The sequence below is a fragment of the Paenibacillus sp. W4I10 genome (genome assembly GCF_030816325.1).
Lineage (GTDB): Bacteria > Bacillota > Bacilli > Paenibacillales > Paenibacillaceae > Paenibacillus > Paenibacillus amylolyticus_B.
Window position 1 is genome coordinate 2,602,967 of sequence record NZ_JAUSXX010000001.1, and the last position, 18,110, is coordinate 2,621,076.

Sequence of the window (18,110 nt, forward strand, 5' to 3'; positions counted from 1 at the left end):
CGAAGCGTGAATTTATTGTGATCTGATGGATGACCTTCATTCTGAAAATTCAATCAAAAAAGGATGGCTTTTCTCATCTAATGCATTTTGAATTCTGTTATAGAAATTCCCCCATGTTATCATCTGTTGAGCTTCTTCTAAAGTAAAGTAGCCCACCTCTTCACTTTCATCACTGGTAGTTAAAGCTCCACCAATCGGTTTTCCAGTAAATATATTGTTGCATACGCCGCGCGTTATGTTCTGATACAAACCACAAAATTTAATTAATTCGATGTCAATCCCTGTTTCCTCTTTCACTTCTCGAACTGCTGCCTGCCTAATAGTCTCTCCTTCTTCAACACAACCTTGAGGCATTTCCCAACCTCTTCGACCTTTCATGAGTAAAATCTCATTATGTTCATTGAGAACGATTACACTTGCAGAAACGATAAATTTCATTCTAATTCCTCCTATGTTGGTTTAAATAACCACTCTTCCTCTAATAGCTATGCTAAATGCCTAGAACTGAAACATAATCTTGAGTTGTTAATTGCTTTTTAATCCATACAACAAACTCTATGATTAATTCACGAAGTCTCTGAACACTATTGAGAAAATCTTGTTGAAACTCATCTTTAGAACTGCCGAAGAAGAAATATACATGTTCATTTATTAATTCAATTGTTACTTTCTCATCAAGAAGATTAGCAAACGTTTTCAAATTCTCAAGGATAGGCCCCCACGTTTTTCGATGTATTTCATTAAATGCATAATGATCATATCCAGAAAATATATTTTCTATTGATTTCTCTATATAGCCGAATACTTCTTCATCAAAGTAAATTGAGTTTTCATTCCAACATTGCCCAAGGTACTTCCCGGGTAAAACTTCAATATAACCAGTTCCTTCAAGTTCTTCCCTATCTCTTATTATCTTCATTGTTCACCCTTGTTAAATAGTTTCGTCGATTTCACAAAACTTTTCTGTATTTAAGACCCAGCGTGTGCTGGGTGTACTGCGAATGAATGTCGAGATTCTTGCACCCTGTTACAAGTCACTAGTTCTGTAATCACTTATGTGAGCTTCTATCATGTTTCTAGCTTGTTCATATCTTCTAATCGCTTCATCTAATTCGTTCTTTAATTCTCTATGACCTTCCCAATATCCTTTATTCACTTTAAACAAGGAACAAAATAAATTCTTGATATACACGTCTCCTGATTCTCTGCTGAAACTTCTGCTGACAGAAGGACGTATATCCCGATGTGTGAATGCGGAGTTATGTGATTTCACTGCCTTCATTGAGTAAACTTATCATTTGCCTGTTGGTTTTTAAGATTATCACTTTGTCTTTATAAGGGGATAAGAAACTACAGATCTCTTTCCGATTTGTACTATTAAATTTATGATTCCAGATAAGCATTTCAATTAGTCCTTTTAATGTTTGCTTGTATATAGATCTTTCGGCGCCTATTCTTTGTTTAACAAATCTCATGATAATTCTAAAATGTCGAATCAACACATTAGTATCTAGGTAATAAATTACATCTGCTCTTGAAAAGCTATCAGATAGCCATTTATAATATACTCCCTCTACAATCCAACTATCATTATCAATTATTTTATGTAGTAATTTATCTCTCACGTCTGGCGGATTCTTCCCTGAAAATTCCACTCTACTGCTCCACATGACTGTATCTAGTTCGTAAAATTTTATATTTAACTTCTCTGACAAAACTTGACCAAGATATGTTTTTCCGCTACCGGTTGAACCTATAATATGAATTCTTAAAGGTCTAGACATAATTAGCTTCTCCTCTTTAATTTATTGCAGTGATTCCTAATCACCTTCCTGTTTTTATGCAGATCAACAAACTTGGAGGTGTCTACCATAATATCATCTTCGAAATCCATCCAGCAGACCATGACTCCATTAGGAGCCGCTGCTTGAATATTATGTTATACGACAGAATCTCATCTTTGAGTAACCAGAAGATGCTCTCATCCCATCATTGATCTTCTATATGCTCCAATAGATCTCCGGGCTGGCATCCCAATGCCGTACATAATTTATCGATTACTTCTAAAGATACATACTCATTCGTATTGAGTTTTGCCATCGTTGCCGATGAAATCCCCGTCATTTTCAATAAATCCTGCTTCTTAATCTCCCTGTCAATCAATAATTTTTGAAATGGTTTATAACTTATCATCTGGTATCCCTTCATTTCCGAATTAAATTTTTCTTTAATTATATGAAATTATATTTTCTTAATCAAAAATATCTTTGACATGTCTTGACTATAAATTTCATTATGATAAAATAATATTTAATAAGTTAAATTTTTATTCGCAAAATAAAACATAACGGATGGTGATCATTTATGCACAATTCTTTAGAAGTCCTACTTGATTCTTTGATACGTAATCGGATTGAAGCTCTATATATCGATCTTCTCAAAAATAACTCCATCTATAATCAATACTCCTCCGATCGGAATCTTTACTTCAAACAGTTACATGAACTTTTACCTCAGGATATGCATAAAACTCTATTTCTTTACGATGACGCAGACCTTTCTGTTCAAGCAATCTTAGAACGTGAAATCTACTTACAAGGTTTTAAGGATGCTCTTCAATTACATAATGAATTAAATATATCATCTAATTGAGAGCCAATGGCTCTCTTTTCATTTGAGTCTGTCGAAAACGTTCCTGTATTCACGACGTCCCACCGACTTAAGTCCCCGCTAGAATTCAACGGCGGTGCGGATGTGTCCAACGAGTATGATTCCTTGCTACTGAAATCCCTCTTCATGCTATACCATATCTGAAATAAACATGGCTTTAGTTCCTTCTTCTGGCTTAAATCCAAATAATCCATAGAACTTTTCTGCACTATCATAGGATATAAGCACTTTTGTTTTGATATTAGAATATCGACTAAGCATTTGTTCCATCATTCTCTTTCCAATTCCTAATGATTGATATTCTTTGTGTACTAACATGTAATGAAAATATACTGTCATCACGCCGTCAGACAATGCATTTATTAAACCAACTAATTTGGTATCATCCCATGCAGTAATAACCGTATGCGAGTTGTTTATTGCTTGTCTAAGATCTTCTGGGAAATCTCCTGATTTCCAGTCCACCGAGTGAAACAGTTCTTGTATTGCTTGTGTATCAATGTCTTTTATTTCTTTGAAAATGATTGTCATTATATTGCTCCTATGCTTGTTGTTTGGATTGGGAGTATTGGACAACGTTTCTATATTCAAGAACCCCGAAGGGGATGTTTGCTGAAACTCTTCTCAAAATCCATCCGCAGCCCCAGGCTCCCAAGGAGCAATGTTTGAATATTATGTTATAGGATGGAATCGCTTCTCGAATTGACCTTCACGATCTATTTTCTCCTGGTACGTATTCAATCAAATCAGATAATTTACAATTAAATGTATCGCATAGCTTGAATAAGGTTTCCAGCTTTGTTGTTTCTATATTTGTTTCCCTATAGAGCTTATTGATCGAATTCCGACTTAAGCCCGATTTTGCCATCAATTCTGTTATATCATCTATTCGATGTTCCGCCATGAGTTCTCGTATATTACACTTGATTATGTTCATCTTTTCCCCTCGATAATTCTATCTTATCTTTCATATTAGTAATCATCAACAGAACCACTGATAAGAATACGTTTAGATTTGCTCTATACTAAGCTTCTGGAGTGTCATAGCGAGTATACTCAGCTTTCTACGGAGACAGATAAATACTTTAAAACACTTCGTTATGCTTTGCCCGATCAACTTCAACATACAGTTTTCTTTACGAAGACGCATAAATCTCATTCCAAACCATCCTAGAAAGAAGTATCTGCATACAAGGTTTCAAAGATGCCCTACAACTATTTAGTGAATTGCAGAATTCTAGTATTTAGAGGGTTATATGACCCTCTTTTTCTATTGTTTTTGATTCCGTCGTATAACGTCCTGCACGTTCACGAAAATCCCCAGCCTTAGATAGCTCTTATCTTAGGCTGAGTCGTGTTTTCTGAGTGTTCTTCCATGATTATACATCTTACAACCAAAGGGTGGTATCCCCGCAGCTTCAATATATTGTTATGTGCCGTTACTGACTTCGAAGTATCACCTAAAACCTTTAATCCATATTCCAACTCTATTTTTTACTTTGGTATAAAAACTCAACTTCACCATCTAACAAATATCGATATTCAAATAATTGCATTGTTCTTTCCCTAATTCTCTCCCGTATAACCGTGCCTAGGCTTACCGATCCTTGTGATCCTAGGTAACCATTATTAATAAATGTCTTCTCTACAAATTTTGTTTCCTTTAAGTGATACTGTAACCATTCTTTCTGCGATTCAATTAGTGCTTCTCTTGGTTCTTCATTCAACTTAGAAAGAAGCGTTTTATATATTTGATTCAACTCTTTATCCCAAATCTCTGTATATTTGCTTTCAAATGCCCCCCATTCCAATGTTGTAATAATCTCTTTGGAATTTTGAAATTCATTAAATTCCACTTCATAATCATGATCTATAAGATTTCGAAGCATTTCATCATAAAATTCTCCTTTTAAATCAAGGTTCCCAATGCTTATGGGTAATATTTTTTTATTGTTAGCAGTATCTGATAGACCTTCCGTTATTTCTTTTAACTCTGTTCCATCACCTGTACTCACAACATCAGGAGGCAGTTCAGAATTCATTGTTGAATTAGTTTCGCTGTTCAAGGTAATCGATTGACTACTACTATTTTGGCAAGCTGAAAACACTACAGTAATAAAAAATAATAAGAGTATCTTACCTTTCATAAATTAATCTCCTTTAATGGCGCTTAACGTTACTGTATCAACAACGTCCCACCGACTTAAACGACCGGCCGCGATTGCGATTAGTCGGTACGGATATGTCCGCTGAATACACTTCCCTGCCATTCCCTTTCAGTGAACCGAGGAGCCTTTAGGCGCCGAAGCACGCATATGATGTCTCATAAACTCCCTCGGTCTATGCCCACAAAGTCCTTAATGAGTCCTGTTGCTTTCCCAATATTATTTAATCCCCATTGAGTATATTCTTTCGCGTCCCTATCATTACCTAAAAATTTTTACGTTCGTGCAATTAACAAAGCCAATCTTAAATCAAGTGGAGCTCCAAAATCTTCAATTTTCTTAGATCCAGCTATTATCTCAGCTAATGAAATTGATGTAATCATCCTAGGAAAATCATTGAATTGAAAAAGTAACTTATTCCTTGATCCAAAAATAATTGTCTCATCTCATTTATAGTAACTATTGTATCCTCCTCTATTTCTCCGTATTGAAACCATCTTTCACAAGAATTAGGGAGGAAATCTAGATGCCCCCCATCTCCATAACACAAGATCCACCGGATTTATCTGCCTGAATCACCAGAGTATAAATAAAGTGATTATCAGTTGTCTTAACAAAATGATGATCGGTTCCCATAAACCCAAGCTCATGTAGTTTTGGAGCAAAATACACCCTGATTAGTTTTCTAAAATCTTTAGTATTCACGTTTTCATATCCTTTGTGAGATTTCCGATAACGTTGTGGCATTCAAAAACCCGAGAGGCTTAAAAGAGCACCAGCGACTGGGTCGAAGACTTAGCCTTGTAAGAGTTGTCTGCCTGATATGACTTCCTCGAAATATCTCTGGCAGCAGACTAAGGTGCGTTAGCCCCCGCAGCGTGAATAATTTGTTATCTGATGTCTTAGTACATTGAAATACCTACAAATTCTTTCCACATTTATTAAGTACTTTATTTACAAATTCGGTCTTTCCATCCGTATAAGACTGACGATTTTCTCCATATTTAATAGCAAGTTCTTTCTTTAGATTGGCATATTCGACTACAAATTCGGGATTGCTAAGTAATGCATCTCTGAAGGAAATATGTCTTAATAACTCTTTGCTCTCTTTATTACAAACATATAGATGATGTTTAGGTTTCTGTATATTCACTATACTATAGGGAACGTTTGCATCTTTCATTGCAAAAGCTTCTCTGTTCTCAACACCCAAATTCCCTTCATGATCGTAACCTAAACTTTCTAATTCTTGAATTACATCTGGAAGCAAGTCCATAGAATCAATTACTACATCAATATCTAAAATAGGTTTTGCCGCTAGTCCAGGTACTGCGGTACTGCCAACGTGCTCAATTCTAAGTACTAGATCCCCGAGTCTATGTTCTATAATAGATTTGAGATCAGAAAACATTTCAGACCATTCATTGTTGTAATCTTCAATAATTATTTTTTTTTCACTCATCCTTGAGATGCCCCCAAAAAATAAAGTATTTACTAATATTTCCGATAACAATCCTGTATCAACGAAACAGAGGGGCTTAAGGTGCATGCGCCCGGTTCTACGGATTTCACCTCGAATATTTTGTTTCGATATCTTTCATAATTTCGTTTTGTACGGATCCAATATGTATAATACTCATCACTTCACCATCTTTCGAATAAACTTTTTGCGTCTTTATAACCTCCCGCTTCTTTAATTCCCCCCAAGCTATCGTTTACTTAAGTGTTTAATATATCTTCCATCTGTCCCGTCTTGAAGCACCTCTAATAACCCATCTGGTACCAGTTTTACTGTCAAATTCCCCTTAAAATAATTAAGTGGTTTCCACACTGCTTTATAGGGTTTTCTTCCTTCTATTCCATCTATTTCTTTCAAATCGTAAAGTGATCTATTCATAAGTTCAGCCTCATAAATAAAATCAATTTCGTGTCCAATTTGATCCTGGTAGTTGAATATATTCTCAATTACACCAATCAAGATTGGTTCTGAAATATCTGCATCAATTTCTTCTTTGACTTCACGAATTACAGTAATTTTGCTACTTTCTCCATATTCAACTGTTCCCCCAATAGGTCGATAATAAGTTATGCCTACAGCCTCATCAAAAAACTCTTCTAACAGTAGTTCTTCCCCTCTTCGGATAACACAAAGTGAAACTGTTCTAATCATTAATATGTCCTCCCTGCTTCTATGTAATTAGCCCACATAAATATAATTAGAGATTGTCTATAACGTTCCTGTATCAACAACCTCCCACCGACTTAAGGACCCTTAAGAGTCCGGCTGCGATGCGGTTAGTCAGGGCGGATGTGTCCGCTGAATTCTCTTCCCTGCCGATTGCTTCTCGCAGACTGAGGGCCTGTCAGGCTCCGAAGGGTGGATATAATGTTAGATGAAGTCAGCTGCTTCTAGCGTTAACTCAATCCTTCTCTTACAATTTGCAATAATTCTTCTTTGTGGTCTGCGTGACATGCAATTAAATAAGGTTCTTCTTTCATTCCACTAAACTTATTTCCTTCAAAATCTATAACAAGTCCCCCCGCTTCCTTGACCATTAAGATACCTGAATACAAGTCATCACCTTCAGAATTGTACAGAACAATTCCATCAATATCTCCTTTGGCCAACATACACCATTGAAGCGTTGGAGCCCATAATCTTAACATTCGTTTAAATCTAATATCAATGTATTGTCTTAGTTTTACTGCTTGTGGATCGTTTTGTACTCTGTGACCTTGAATCCAACCTATATTTCCTTTGAAAATATTCGGGTTACTCTTAATTTGTATTTGTCGATTATTACAGCTTGTCCCTTCACCAATAACAGATACAAATAAACGTTCTGTTAGAGGTTCATAGACCACTCCAAGCACAGGCTCTCTTTTGTACATTAAGGTAATTGATATCGAAAAAACAGGTAAACCAATTGCAAAATTATTAGTTCCATCTAAAGGATCAATTAACCATAACCAATCGTGCTTAGTTCCGATAAGCCCTGCCTCTTCACTGTGTATCTGATGATTTGGAAATGCGTCTTGTATTTGTTTGATGATGATTTCTTCACAGATATGATCTACTTCAGTAACCACATCCCCAAATTCATCTTTAGATCTCAGTTCAACAAAGTTATCAAACTTTTCTTTAGAGATTAGACCTGCTTCGCGAATAATTCTTATTGCAATCTCTTTTGCGGTTTGAATAAACTTACGATCCATTACGCACCTCATATTGATTTTGATTTTGATTTTGATTTTGATTTTAACTGATTTCATCTAACATTTTGTGTTCACGACGACTGGCGAATGCCTGATACGACTGGCTGGATACATTCTTCTGCTTATAGTTTCTACCCGACCAAGTAGCACTAGCGACGATGCTTGAACATCTGGTTAGGCAATGTCGTTGCCCTCCATGATTACCCTCACATACTCATCCCAATTCTTATCATCTGTATTGATTTCTATTGTTGGCACTCTTGAGATTTGAGCTTGATGTCTTAATACATTTTGGATTCTTAATAATTCACTTACCGACTATCTTACTTCTTCTTCTGTTTTATAGATCCATTCTTCTGGTTGTCTACTTTTAATTCTTTCTTCTACGACTTCGGGCGAGATTGTAAGCAGAATACACTTGGCACCTAAAGACTCAAGCTGTTCTTCTATTTTATTTATCTCATCCAAATCCGAATCTACAAATGCAGCTCTATGATTTAAGTGAAACCTTTCCAGAACATAAAATAGTCCCCTAGATCCTCTAGATGCAGGACCAAGTTGAATTGCCCATCCGTTAAGTTTCTTTAGCATTTCAACCCGCTCTTTAAGTAACTCAATGTGTCCTTCTCGGGTTAGACTTACATATTCTCCATGTTTATTATTCAAAATTTGAGAATAATGTTCTCCAAGAATAACTACGCTCCGTTCTGAGGATTCTTCTTGTGATTGATAACGTTTAATTGCTTTTAATACTGAAGTCTTCCCGGCATTTGAGTATCCTTCAAGAATTATTCCTCTAATATGCATTTAAATCTCCTTCCACTAGCAATTATTTCGCCTAACGTTCCTGTAATCATAACGTTCAACATTAGTTGAATGGGTTCGATGAAGCGTTTCCACAAAATACGTCTAGCAGACCATGGCTCCGTGAGGAGCCGCTGCTTGAATATTATGTTATACGACGAAATCGCCTCTCAGAGTGACCAATATCATCAAAATGTTGTTAGCCAGAGGAAGTTCTTGAAGCAGCCATTATTTTTAAGGCATTCTCAAAATAGTGATATACTTCATCTGCAATTTCCAGAAACTCTTCAACAGATACATCGCTATCCAAGTAACAAGCATACAGATACTCAACTAAAGCACCGTCAATCGAGCAATAGATTATTATGGCATCCTTCATCTTAATGATTTCATCTTCCCATACCCCTGTATCTTCCAAAACCAAAGAGTATAATGCACGAATTAATCTCTTAGAGTAACCTTTAATATATCTAGTTTTCAATGAGTGATCACTAACATTAGAAAGTGAACGATGTACACGATCTACTTCCTCCTTGGTATCTGTATTTAAGTCTACAATGAATTCTGGAGAAATTATGATCGGGGGTACTTTTTCACCAATGTCCTCCCCGTGTATGCAAACACAAATGATCTTAACCCAAAAACCCCACTCATTCGGTCTACTTAATACATCATCAATCGAGCAAATGATCGTATCCATCTTAGTGACGAATGGATATTCTTCCAAAAGCCTGTCTTTAATCATTGACAATCTTTCGTAATCAATATCTTCGGGATTTGCACATACAATAGTAAAGTCTGCATCTGACTTAAAAGGTTGAGCTGTTCCTTTTGGAATCGAGCCACACATATAAATGCTATGAATCTTACCTTTAAATTCGTTAAGTATATGATCTATATACTTATTAACCAAATCCTTATATTCACTTTGTATTGCAATTCTATTTATAACTTTTTCTAATATCATATAGACTCCTCCTAAAAAAGAACTTCTTTCGGCTAACCTTTTTGTATTCCTGACGTTCAAGCAGCTTACCGTAGGGAACGGGCAATAGACTTAGCTGATTGAATGTGTCGCCTTAATCAACTTCTCCGATATCCTTCTTGGCGACCGAGGAGCAAGTGCGACGGTGTATGAATGTACTGTGAGATAAAGTAATCTTAAGTTACCCACAAAATCTTTCTAGACTTACAGCAACACCGTTTTCATCATTATTAACGGTTATTTCATCAGCGATTTCCTTCAATTCCCTAATCGCATTTCCCATAGCAATAGAATATCCCGCCATCTTAAAGAGGCCTACATCATTATGATCATCACCAAATACAATAACGGAATCCAATTTTACATTATATAATTCACAGAGTTTAGTAATTGCCATTTCCTTAGATGCCAGAAGAGGCATGATTTGTACTAATTTATTATTATCCGTAATTAGTATATTCACTCTACCCTCGAATTTTTCAAACAATCCAGAATTGTGATTATTGCCATTCAGAAGTATCTTCGTAGCATCATATTGCTTTAATTCTTTTAAGGGTTTTACTATGGGGTTTGATTGTGTGTCCATTGAGCTAATATAATCAAGCTCTCTTAAACTAAACCACTCATCCTTCACTTCCATAGTCAGCTCAATTTGAGGGTCACACTTCAAACAGTAATCAAGAATTTCTGTAGTTACATTAGCAGGGATTGATTCATTAATTTCTATCTTGGTTTCCTTACATATCACTTGAGCTCCGTTGTAATATACAAAAGCCCCGATATCTACTAATCCTTGTGGAAGCAACCATTTTACCGCCCTGGGCGGTCGAGCTGTTGCAAATATTATTCTCATTCCTTTCTGATAACAAGATAAGACCGCATCTACGTTTCTCTTAGATACTTCTTTTTTTGAATTTAATAATGTTCCGTCCAAGTCAAGAACTACAGTTGAATACTTCAATGAATCAACTCCCAATATAGACTTCTTCGTTATTTTATCTACCGTTGTTGTATTCACGAACCCGAGAGACTGGGTCGAAGACTTAGCCTCTCAGGAGTTGTGTCTGCTGGACGCTACTTTCTCGAAATCCCACTGGGAGCCCATGGGGCGTAGCACAGCAGCGTGAATACGGTGTTGGCAAGATTTCAGGGGCTTCTTCGAGCTACTTTCAATGAATTTACGACTTTCAATGTGTTTGGTTCATTAAGATTGAGATATATTCTTCATCTTTAAGCCTTGTCACCTTACAGTTCTCATTGCGTTCAAATTCTAGTATTCTCTCTTCAATTGTTTTATTAGTGCTATCTTTAAATATGTCCTCTCGATCATAGTGAGGAAAAATAAGCTTGTCAGTTACACCTAATGCCTTAAAATCCGTCAAATCCATTATGTTCATCTGTGGAGTAAAGAAATCGACAATGTTAATATTCGGGCCCAGTAATAACGTTCCTGCACTTACACCAACTATAATTACATTCTGTGCAGCCAGTGTTTTAATAACTTCATCAGCACCACTTTTCTTCGCGTAATACAATAATGTAAATGGATTTCCACCATTGATATATATAACATCTCTATGTAAGAGAATTTGCGGGTCATCAAATTCAATATCTACAAAATTGATATGTTGAAATCCCATGTCCTTAAACTCTTGCATTGCTCTTTGTGCATATCTATTAGTTTCTTTTCTAGGGGATGCTGTTGTAATAATTGAGACTTTTAATTGAGAAATATCTCCATCAATAAAATCCAGAAATTGATTTTTAATATCTTCAGTATAAAAACCACAAGAGGTTAGTAACAAGCTACTCATTGAAATCACCGTCCTTAACTAATAGTTTATCTAATCTTTATAATTTAATTAAGCATTCCCCTGATTTCTGCTAACGTTCCTTTATTCATGAACCCCAAAGGGGTTGTCTGCCGAAATTGCCTCATCGGAATCCTTCTAGCAGACCAAGGCTCCAACGGAGCCCCAGCTTGAATATTTTGTTATGTGAAGTTCCCTCTTCTCGAAAAGCTATCCATTTCTTTACAATCGATTTTCTAAGTCATTTATTGTATTTAACCAGATTGGGTATTCTTCTGATTCTTCCCATAGCTCTTTTAGTTCTGAATCTTTCTTAATTTTCTTAACTGCTCGTTTAGCTTTTGAAATGAGTTTTTTTCCTTTACCTTTATGTTTATCGATCCAGTCATATAGATCCTCTGTATTACTTTGATTATTCAAAATTTCTTTCCCAGGATTACCTTGTAATGCTACAAGGATCTCAATTGCGCCTAGAGCATTGGAAGCTAAATCTGACTCAATATAATCTTCTTCTAGTACTCCTTCAATCGTCTCTTCAATTAATTCGATGTCATCAGAATCAAGTAAATCTGCCTTCCAATCTAATACATCATCGTTCTCGAAAATTCCAGTTCCCCATGCTCCCATCAATTAACCTCCAAAAAGTGTCATTATGTTTTAAAGCTCTTATGGACATAACGTTCCCGTATTCATGAACCCCCAAGGGGTTGTCTGTCGAAATTCCTCTCCGAAATCCTTGCAGACCAAGGCTCCGTGAGGAGCCGCTGCTTGAATATGATGTCAGCGGCTTATTCGAAAATACTTACACAAATATTCCACTTCCCATGATGTTAAATATATTTTTTCAATTCAAGTAAATCATCAATAATATAATCCGCTTGTTTAAGCTCCCATTCTTGGGCAAAGTCAAATCGACAACCGAAAGCCTTCAATCCATTGTTTTTTGCTGCTTTGATATCAGAGATCCTGTCGCCAACTACAGCAGCGTTGCTGATGTGATATTTCATAAGGATGTATCTAACTAAGTCATCCTTATTCTGAGTCTCTATTTGCTGGATGCTAAAGGTTTCTGTCACCCAATTATTTAACTTGTAACAGTTAACGATAGCATTGAGGTATTCGATTAGTCCATTACTTGCAATAAAAATTAAGTAGCCTTCCTGTTTTAAAAAATCAAAAATTTCTTTGACATGCGGATAAAGCGCACCGTTGCCATAATTAATATTTGCAATTAACTTCTCCAAGAAGATTTCGTCTACAACTCGTCTGATTTCGTTTGAATGGTTCGGTAATAACGTTTCCCAAACTACTGGTAGAGGAACTCCCATAATTTCACGATATTTTTGAATTGGAGTTTCACTCGACCATTCATTACGAGACCTCAAGATAGAAAACGTTTCTTCTAACGATAACTCTAAGATTTTGTTTGTTTGAAATAGTGTACCATCCATATCGAAAATAACCGCTTCCAGCATGATTTCACTCCTATTCAGAGTTTGAATAATTTTATTTTGTATTTTTATACGCTAATTTCCTATAACGTTACTGTATCCACGACGCCCACCGACTTAAACCACGTTAGGGGCGGCCGCGATGCAGTTAGTCCGTGCGGATGTGTCCGCCTGATTCCACTTCCCTGCCAATTCCCTTCGGGCTAACCGAGGGAGCGTCAGGACCCAAAGCTTGGATATAATGTTAACTGACGTAAACCTCTACTGTGAATTAGTTATAATCTTCTTTGTTAAGTTAAACTCATGACGGCATTCATAGTAATAACTTTTGAGTTTATATCCCCCAGCTTTAAATACAGACTTATGTTGATACCACACTATAATTAGCGTTCCTTCAAAAAGAATTCTACGAAGGATATAAACTATTCTGTTAAAGAGAACGTTTCTATTTTGAGCAAATTTATGAAGTGTTTCGGATTGAAACTGAACATGTTTCTCCTCATCACTTAAAATCTGATTACATAAATCGATTAATACTTCTGACTTTGTAGATTTTTGCAAGGCTTTATAGTACAACTTAGCAATGATCTCAGCAGTTAATAGAACAATGACTGATTGTTCTAGACTCGCATATCGACGTAATCTTCTAAATACATTGTCCACCCAATGTCTACGAAGGAGTGGGATTCCCTGTACCTTCATAAATCTGCCTAGATCTCTAGCGTGCCTCTGTTCTTCTTTAATGAATTCTATAAGCGCTTCATAGTAATCCTGATCTTGTGTCTGATGTACATATTCTTGCGCACGTTTAATTAGATGTTTACCTTCAGAGTTTTCTCCTAATTGAAACTGTTGAATTGACTTAATGATTATTTCTCTTTCATTAGTTGTTAATTTATAGTTGTCATCCCAATGAATATATTTGAGGTTTTGATTATTTCTTCGATAATATTGCACCCATTTCGAGAAAGTGATATTCATTATTTGCTCCTAAAATGTAATAGGTCTATTTCAGCTAACATCATATCTACTAATTCGTAAATACCTCTCTTTTCAATCCACACCCTAACTAAATATAATATAACCCATATTAATCCATCTGCGAAGTCACGAACATACTTAAAAAAGCAGCCCCAGTGTGAACTGCTCCATTCGTTAGAAAAGACTAACATGTAGGATGCAGTTTAACATTTAGGCTGCTCTTTCCTCACTCAATAAAAGAAAAATTACGGTTAACCTTTAGTGATCAACCTTTGCTTCCTTTCACCTAAAACATTTACTTCGCTCCGCTACTCCACACCACGCGCTCGCTCATCGCTTTATGTTGTGCAATCAGGCAGAGTTCTGCCGCTTTGAAGGCATGTTCTTGTGTCATGGCTGTCTCGGTCCGGTCCAGACAATCACGAATGAGTTGGCCGAAGAACGGGTAACCGACCTTGCCTTTTACATTGTAGCGGTATTCCCCTTCATGATTGACCAGGTACACCTGATCACCTTCTGGCTCCCTTGCGATGTCGATATACTTCCGCAGCTCGATATAACCGTCTGTTCCCAGAATAACTGTACGCCCATCCCCCCATGTGCCCAGACCATCCGGTGTGAACCAGTCCACTCGGAAGTAACCGGAAGCACCGTTATCACCAATCAGCGAAGCTTCGCCGAAGTCTTCCAATTCCGGGAACTGTGGGTGATTGAAGTTATGCACCCGGCTGAACCCTACCTCAGCGTCTGTACATGATGCAAACGTCAGAAATTGTTCGATCTGGTGACTTCCGATATCGCAGAGAATGCCGCCATACTGCTCATGATTGAAGAACCAGTCGGGTCTTCCTCCGGCATTTAAGCGATGCGGACCAGTACCCATAACTTGCACTACCTTGCCGATTGCCCCTTGTTCAATGAGCTGTCCTGCGTAGATCGCACTTTCTACATGCAGTCGTTCACTGTAATACACCATGTACTTTTTGCCTGTTCGCTTCACTTCTTCTCGTGCAAGCTTTAATTGCTCCAGCGTCGTAAATGGGGCTTTGTCTGTAAAATAATCTTTGCCTGCGGCCAGAACTCTCATGCCAAGCGGCGCGCGATCTGAAGTGATTGCTGCACTTGCCACCAATAACACCTCATCATCTGCAAGCACCTCTGCTTCAGATCCAGCGACTTGAGCCTGTGGGAAGTGCTTCTGAAATGCCTCTACCTTCGCCGGGTCCGGATCATATACCCACTTGAGGGTAGCCCCTGCCTCCAACAATCCCCCAACCATGCCGTAGATGTGCCCATGATCCAGCGCAACTGCAGCAATCGTGAACTCACCCGGACCACATACGACCTCTTTTGTGACACTTTTCGGTGCATAGAACATCCCGTCTTTAGCCATGTCATCCCATCCTTATTATAAAATTTTGATTACAATGAACTCGCCTATATAAGCTGAACTAAAGATTATCTACACTGATACTACGATGACAGAATTACCTTCCAATCGCTGTTATCCCCAGATTTTTCGATTCCCTTTTCCAGAGGGGAAAATCCGGAGATAAAGGCGAACGCTTCGCTTTTTCAGGTATTTTCTGTCCTCTCCGTTACGTGTAAATGATTAGTTTAACTTATATAACAAATCGTCTTCATTTAAACGTCTGACTCAGATCAGCAGGTTGACTGCCACTGAATGCCTTGTCTTTCTTCGTCGTTGAACTAGCAATGCGTTCCTGCAGATGTTCGTAGAACAGATCCTCATTGATCGGCAGATCCACCCAATTATCCGTCCAAGTGGACAGCAGCATCGCATTCGATAATGTTAATCCGTGAATACCATCCTCACCGGGAGCTATAAGTGGGGCGCCTGTACGAATCGCATCCACCCAGTTACGAATCAGACCCGGGTGCCCCGTTTCCACACCTGTAATTGGAACCTCACATTTCCAGCATTCTGGCTGTCCAAAACCTCCGGTAAACCGCTGATTGAATTCCGGCTCAGATTCCCGAAGTCTCCAGAACGTAAGCTTTCCATCTTCGATGACAATTTTACCCCGGTCTCCGTTGACCTCAAATCGGTTCGTACCTGGTGCTTCACCAGTAGTCGTTACAAAAACACCTGTTGCTCCATTTTCATACTCCACATAAGCGGTTACATCATCTTCCACTTCAATGTTCCGATACTTGCCAAACGAACAGAAAGCACGCATTCGCACCGGCATCATGCCGATCGTCCACTGCCACAGATCCAGTTGATGCGGGTCCTGATTAATCAGCACACCGCCGCCTTCACCTGCCCAGGTTGCCCGCCAGCCGCCGGAATCATAGTAACTTTGGGACCGATACCAGTTCGTAATAATCCAGTTGGTGCGCCGTACCTCTCCTAGCTCTCCCGAAGCAATCAAGTCTCTCAGTTTAATGTAGAGTGGGTTGGTACGCTGGTTGTACATCATGGAAAAGACTTTACCGCTGGCTGCGGCCGCTTCATTCATCTTGCGTACCTGTTTCGTATACACGCCTGCTGGCTTCTCGATCATGACATGCAAGCCATGCTGGAAAGCCTGAATCGCCTGTTCCGGGTGGTCATAGTGCGGCGTTGCAATAATGACCGCATCAATCGTACCCGAAGCCATCATCTGCTCTGCATCCTGCCAATAGGTGACCGTAGCCGGAAGATGACTGGATACCCAGCTCTCCATTTCTCTTCTTACATCACATACGGCGACCAATTCTGCACCCGGTACTTCTCCGGCAACCAATGTTCTGGCATGAGCTGCTCCCATGTTTCCAATACCAATCACCGCTACTCGTACGATACTCATGACTGCTCCTCCTCGTCCACACGACGCTCAATTTCGGCAAAAACGTCTGCAAAATGCTGTAACATCGCCTTGGATTCCAAAGCACCGCTAAAGTCCTCAATCCCGTAATATCCGTCATACCCGACGGCACGAAGATCCCGCACCATCTGTACCCAATCCACCATGCCTTCAGTCAGCGGTGTCCAGTGACATTTCCAGGCTGTATTCAGAGCCACTCCGCTGCTCTTCTCAGTCACATTAGCCTTTTGCGAATCTTTCCCTTCTGGTTCAAACCACCCGGCATTTTTTACATGTACATGAGCCAGGTAAGGGCCTAACAACTCAAGTCCCATCCGATGATTCTCATATCCTTCATGTACCATATTGCCTGGATCGTACAATACACCAACATGCTGCGGGTCGAGCGATTGCACAAGCCGATAGGCCAGCGATGCGGTCGGTGCAATCGTCTGATGATGTGTCTCTACAATTGCCATGATGTTGTACTGTTTGGCCAAATCCTGTACTTGGCTCAGGTAATTAACGGCTTTACGATACAACTCAGGATAACTGGTCTTGCGATCATATCCAGGAACACCCACACGCATCATTGAAGCTCCTAAACCAGCCGCAGCCTGAAACGCCTGCTCGGTGGCAGAAATATCTCCGCAGTTCAGATACGGTACAAGTGCAATGGATTTCCGACCTTGCCCTGACGCTGCTTCACGAAAAACAGGAACCTGTTCCTGCCAGCGGCTTGGATCTACCGAGCATCGATTATTTCTCCAGTAAGAAGGCTTCTCAGATATCGCATCTTCAGGAATTCCGCGGAAACGCCACTCTATTCCATCAATCCCCGCTGCTGCCGCAGCCGATGCCAATTCCTCTGCATTCAGATCAGGGGTAGCCACGGTGAATACAGACAGTTTCATCATGATCCATCTCCTTATGTAAACGTATTCATTTCATGTCGTAAAGGCATTGTATCACTCCGGCGAACGTCACCATAGGGGCAAACGCCAACAGATGAATGACAGATAACGAACAGAGCACATTCCCCATTCAGAGATAACTTCTCAAGATCATCTTATGATCTCAAATCAAAAAGACATCCTTGGAACAGAGTTCAATTCTGTTCAAAGATGCCTTGTACAATAACTATATATAAGGTGAAATTTGAGGAAAAGGTTCCTATCCATTATCCAATCGCAACTTCAGTAGCAGATTCCGGTTCT

22 protein-coding genes and 1 pseudogene are annotated in these 18,110 nt (G+C 38.7%); 2 read left to right on the forward strand and 21 right to left on the reverse strand.

Annotated features, from left to right (window positions below):
• Positions 1-36: 36 nt before the first annotated feature.
• The 4 genes from QF049_RS11440 to QF049_RS11455 all read right to left on the reverse strand — a co-directional run bounded on the left by QF049_RS11440 (position 37) and on the right by QF049_RS11455 (position 2,193).
• Positions 37-438, reverse strand: a complete 402-nt coding sequence (locus tag QF049_RS11440; protein ID WP_307537513.1) for an NUDIX hydrolase — start codon at positions 436-438, stop codon at positions 37-39.
• Positions 439-490: 52 nt separating this feature from the next.
• Entirely contained in the window at positions 491-919 is a 429-nt protein-coding gene (locus QF049_RS11445) for a hypothetical protein (RefSeq protein WP_307537515.1), read from the reverse strand.
• Positions 920-1,259: 340 nt separating this feature from the next.
• A complete protein-coding gene (locus QF049_RS11450) occupies positions 1,260-1,784 on the reverse strand; it encodes a P-loop NTPase family protein (RefSeq protein ID WP_307537517.1) in 525 nt (174 codons plus the stop codon).
• Between the two features lie 205 nt (positions 1,785-1,989).
• Positions 1,990-2,193 (reverse strand): helix-turn-helix domain-containing protein, encoded by a 204-nt coding sequence (locus QF049_RS11455; RefSeq protein ID WP_307537520.1) that lies wholly within the window; start codon positions 2,191-2,193, stop codon positions 1,990-1,992.
• Positions 2,194-2,364: 171 nt separating this feature from the next.
• Between QF049_RS11455 and QF049_RS11460 the strand changes: the two genes are divergently transcribed.
• Positions 2,365-2,652, forward strand: coding sequence for a hypothetical protein (locus QF049_RS11460; protein WP_076208813.1), 288 nt, complete (start codon positions 2,365-2,367; stop codon positions 2,650-2,652).
• A gap of 147 nt (positions 2,653-2,799) precedes the next feature.
• On the opposite strand, the gene QF049_RS11465 is transcribed toward QF049_RS11460, so the two are convergent.
• Both QF049_RS11465 and QF049_RS11470 read right to left on the reverse strand, forming a co-directional pair.
• Positions 2,800-3,201, reverse strand: coding sequence for a GNAT family N-acetyltransferase (locus QF049_RS11465; protein ID WP_150367609.1), 402 nt, complete (start codon positions 3,199-3,201; stop codon positions 2,800-2,802).
• A 178-nt stretch (positions 3,202-3,379) separates the two neighbouring features.
• The gene (locus QF049_RS11470) at positions 3,380-3,607 is read right to left on the reverse strand and encodes a helix-turn-helix domain-containing protein (RefSeq protein WP_307537524.1); all 228 of its coding nucleotides are present in this window, start codon (positions 3,605-3,607) and stop codon (positions 3,380-3,382) included.
• 57 nt (positions 3,608-3,664) lie between these two features.
• On the opposite strand from QF049_RS11470, the pseudogene QF049_RS11475 reads away from it, so the two are divergent.
• Positions 3,665-3,918 (forward strand): annotated as a pseudogene (locus QF049_RS11475) (hypothetical protein).
• A 239-nt stretch (positions 3,919-4,157) separates the two neighbouring features.
• On the opposite strand, the gene QF049_RS11480 reads toward QF049_RS11475, so the two are convergent.
• The 15 genes from QF049_RS11480 to QF049_RS11550 all read right to left on the reverse strand — a co-directional run bounded on the left by QF049_RS11480 (position 4,158) and on the right by QF049_RS11550 (position 17,807).
• Positions 4,158-4,817 (reverse strand): lysozyme inhibitor LprI family protein, encoded by a 660-nt coding sequence (locus tag QF049_RS11480; protein WP_307537525.1) that lies wholly within the window; start codon positions 4,815-4,817, stop codon positions 4,158-4,160.
• A gap of 540 nt (positions 4,818-5,357) precedes the next feature.
• Positions 5,358-5,540 (reverse strand): DUF4304 domain-containing protein, encoded by a 183-nt coding sequence (locus QF049_RS11485; RefSeq protein ID WP_307537527.1) that lies wholly within the window; start codon positions 5,538-5,540, stop codon positions 5,358-5,360.
• 214 nt (positions 5,541-5,754) lie between these two features.
• Positions 5,755-6,297: a GrpB family protein gene (locus tag QF049_RS11490; protein ID WP_307537529.1), complete on the reverse strand. Its 543-nt coding sequence runs from the start codon at positions 6,295-6,297 to the stop codon at positions 5,755-5,757.
• A 246-nt stretch (positions 6,298-6,543) separates the two neighbouring features.
• Positions 6,544-7,005, reverse strand: a complete 462-nt coding sequence (locus QF049_RS11495; protein WP_307537531.1) for an NUDIX hydrolase — start codon at positions 7,003-7,005, stop codon at positions 6,544-6,546.
• Positions 7,006-7,250: 245 nt separating this feature from the next.
• The gene (locus tag QF049_RS11500; protein ID WP_307537533.1) at positions 7,251-8,051 is read right to left on the reverse strand and encodes an inositol monophosphatase family protein; all 801 of its coding nucleotides are present in this window, start codon (positions 8,049-8,051) and stop codon (positions 7,251-7,253) included.
• A 318-nt stretch (positions 8,052-8,369) separates the two neighbouring features.
• Positions 8,370-8,858, reverse strand: coding sequence for a hypothetical protein (locus QF049_RS11505; RefSeq protein WP_307537536.1), 489 nt, complete (start codon positions 8,856-8,858; stop codon positions 8,370-8,372).
• Between the two features lie 196 nt (positions 8,859-9,054).
• On the reverse strand, positions 9,055-9,822 hold the full coding sequence (locus QF049_RS11510; protein WP_307537538.1) for a nucleotidyltransferase domain-containing protein: 768 nt from the start codon (positions 9,820-9,822) through the stop codon (positions 9,055-9,057).
• A 199-nt stretch (positions 9,823-10,021) separates the two neighbouring features.
• Positions 10,022-10,858: a Cof-type HAD-IIB family hydrolase gene (locus QF049_RS11515; RefSeq protein ID WP_307537540.1), complete on the reverse strand. Its 837-nt coding sequence runs from the start codon at positions 10,856-10,858 to the stop codon at positions 10,022-10,024.
• A 169-nt stretch (positions 10,859-11,027) separates the two neighbouring features.
• A complete protein-coding gene (locus tag QF049_RS11520; protein WP_307537542.1) occupies positions 11,028-11,654 on the reverse strand; it encodes a Type 1 glutamine amidotransferase-like domain-containing protein in 627 nt (208 codons plus the stop codon).
• A gap of 219 nt (positions 11,655-11,873) precedes the next feature.
• Positions 11,874-12,278, reverse strand: coding sequence for a DUF4259 domain-containing protein (locus QF049_RS11525; protein ID WP_307537545.1), 405 nt, complete (start codon positions 12,276-12,278; stop codon positions 11,874-11,876).
• A 203-nt stretch (positions 12,279-12,481) separates the two neighbouring features.
• On the reverse strand, positions 12,482-13,126 hold the full coding sequence (locus QF049_RS11530) for an HAD hydrolase-like protein (protein ID WP_307537547.1): 645 nt from the start codon (positions 13,124-13,126) through the stop codon (positions 12,482-12,484).
• Positions 13,127-13,363: 237 nt separating this feature from the next.
• A complete protein-coding gene (locus QF049_RS11535; RefSeq protein ID WP_307537549.1) occupies positions 13,364-14,083 on the reverse strand; it encodes a ferritin-like domain-containing protein in 720 nt (239 codons plus the stop codon).
• Between the two features lie 295 nt (positions 14,084-14,378).
• Complete coding sequence (locus QF049_RS11540) at positions 14,379-15,476, reverse strand: Gfo/Idh/MocA family protein (RefSeq protein ID WP_150367623.1); 1,098 nt, start codon at positions 15,474-15,476, stop codon at positions 14,379-14,381.
• A gap of 247 nt (positions 15,477-15,723) precedes the next feature.
• Positions 15,724-16,896: a Gfo/Idh/MocA family protein gene (locus QF049_RS11545; protein WP_307537552.1), complete on the reverse strand. Its 1,173-nt coding sequence runs from the start codon at positions 16,894-16,896 to the stop codon at positions 15,724-15,726.
• A complete protein-coding gene (locus QF049_RS11550) occupies positions 16,893-17,807 on the reverse strand; it encodes a sugar phosphate isomerase/epimerase family protein (protein ID WP_307543212.1) in 915 nt (304 codons plus the stop codon). The genes QF049_RS11545 and QF049_RS11550 overlap by 4 nt, the downstream gene beginning before the upstream one ends.
• Positions 17,808-18,110: the final 303 nt, after the last annotated feature.

What these genes read in the sequence shown, in the direction of transcription:
- QF049_RS11440 (WP_307537513.1), bottom strand. Translation starts at nt 438, where the DNA reads ATGAAATTTATCGTTTCTGCAAGTGTAATCGTTCTCAATGAACATAAT.
- QF049_RS11445 (WP_307537515.1), bottom strand. Translation starts at nt 919, where the DNA reads ATGAAGATAATAAGAGATAGGGAAGAACTTGAAGGAACTGGTTATATT.
- QF049_RS11450 (WP_307537517.1), bottom strand. Translation starts at nt 1,784, where the DNA reads ATGTCTAGACCTTTAAGAATTCATATTATAGGTTCAACCGGTAGCGGA.
- QF049_RS11455 (WP_307537520.1), bottom strand. Translation starts at nt 2,193, where the DNA reads ATGATAAGTTATAAACCATTTCAAAAATTATTGATTGACAGGGAGATT.
- QF049_RS11460 (WP_076208813.1), top strand. Translation starts at nt 2,365, where the DNA reads ATGCACAATTCTTTAGAAGTCCTACTTGATTCTTTGATACGTAATCGG.
- QF049_RS11465 (WP_150367609.1), bottom strand. Translation starts at nt 3,201, where the DNA reads ATGACAATCATTTTCAAAGAAATAAAAGACATTGATACACAAGCAATA.
- QF049_RS11470 (WP_307537524.1), bottom strand. Translation starts at nt 3,607, where the DNA reads ATGAACATAATCAAGTGTAATATACGAGAACTCATGGCGGAACATCGA.
- QF049_RS11480 (WP_307537525.1), bottom strand. Translation starts at nt 4,817, where the DNA reads ATGAAAGGTAAGATACTCTTATTATTTTTTATTACTGTAGTGTTTTCA.
- QF049_RS11490 (WP_307537529.1), bottom strand. Translation starts at nt 6,297, where the DNA reads ATGAGTGAAAAAAAAATAATTATTGAAGATTACAACAATGAATGGTCT.
- QF049_RS11495 (WP_307537531.1), bottom strand. Translation starts at nt 7,005, where the DNA reads ATGATTAGAACAGTTTCACTTTGTGTTATCCGAAGAGGGGAAGAACTA.
- QF049_RS11500 (WP_307537533.1), bottom strand. Translation starts at nt 8,051, where the DNA reads ATGGATCGTAAGTTTATTCAAACCGCAAAAGAGATTGCAATAAGAATT.
- QF049_RS11505 (WP_307537536.1), bottom strand. Translation starts at nt 8,858, where the DNA reads ATGCATATTAGAGGAATAATTCTTGAAGGATACTCAAATGCCGGGAAG.
- QF049_RS11510 (WP_307537538.1), bottom strand. Translation starts at nt 9,822, where the DNA reads ATGATATTAGAAAAAGTTATAAATAGAATTGCAATACAAAGTGAATAT.
- QF049_RS11520 (WP_307537542.1), bottom strand. Translation starts at nt 11,654, where the DNA reads ATGAGTAGCTTGTTACTAACCTCTTGTGGTTTTTATACTGAAGATATT.
- QF049_RS11525 (WP_307537545.1), bottom strand. Translation starts at nt 12,278, where the DNA reads ATGGGAGCATGGGGAACTGGAATTTTCGAGAACGATGATGTATTAGAT.
- QF049_RS11530 (WP_307537547.1), bottom strand. Translation starts at nt 13,126, where the DNA reads ATGCTGGAAGCGGTTATTTTCGATATGGATGGTACACTATTTCAAACA.
- QF049_RS11535 (WP_307537549.1), bottom strand. Translation starts at nt 14,083, where the DNA reads ATGAATATCACTTTCTCGAAATGGGTGCAATATTATCGAAGAAATAAT.
- QF049_RS11540 (WP_150367623.1), bottom strand. Translation starts at nt 15,476, where the DNA reads ATGGCTAAAGACGGGATGTTCTATGCACCGAAAAGTGTCACAAAAGAG.
- QF049_RS11545 (WP_307537552.1), bottom strand. Translation starts at nt 16,896, where the DNA reads ATGAGTATCGTACGAGTAGCGGTGATTGGTATTGGAAACATGGGAGCA.
- QF049_RS11550 (WP_307543212.1), bottom strand. Translation starts at nt 17,807, where the DNA reads ATGAAACTGTCTGTATTCACCGTGGCTACCCCTGATCTGAATGCAGAG.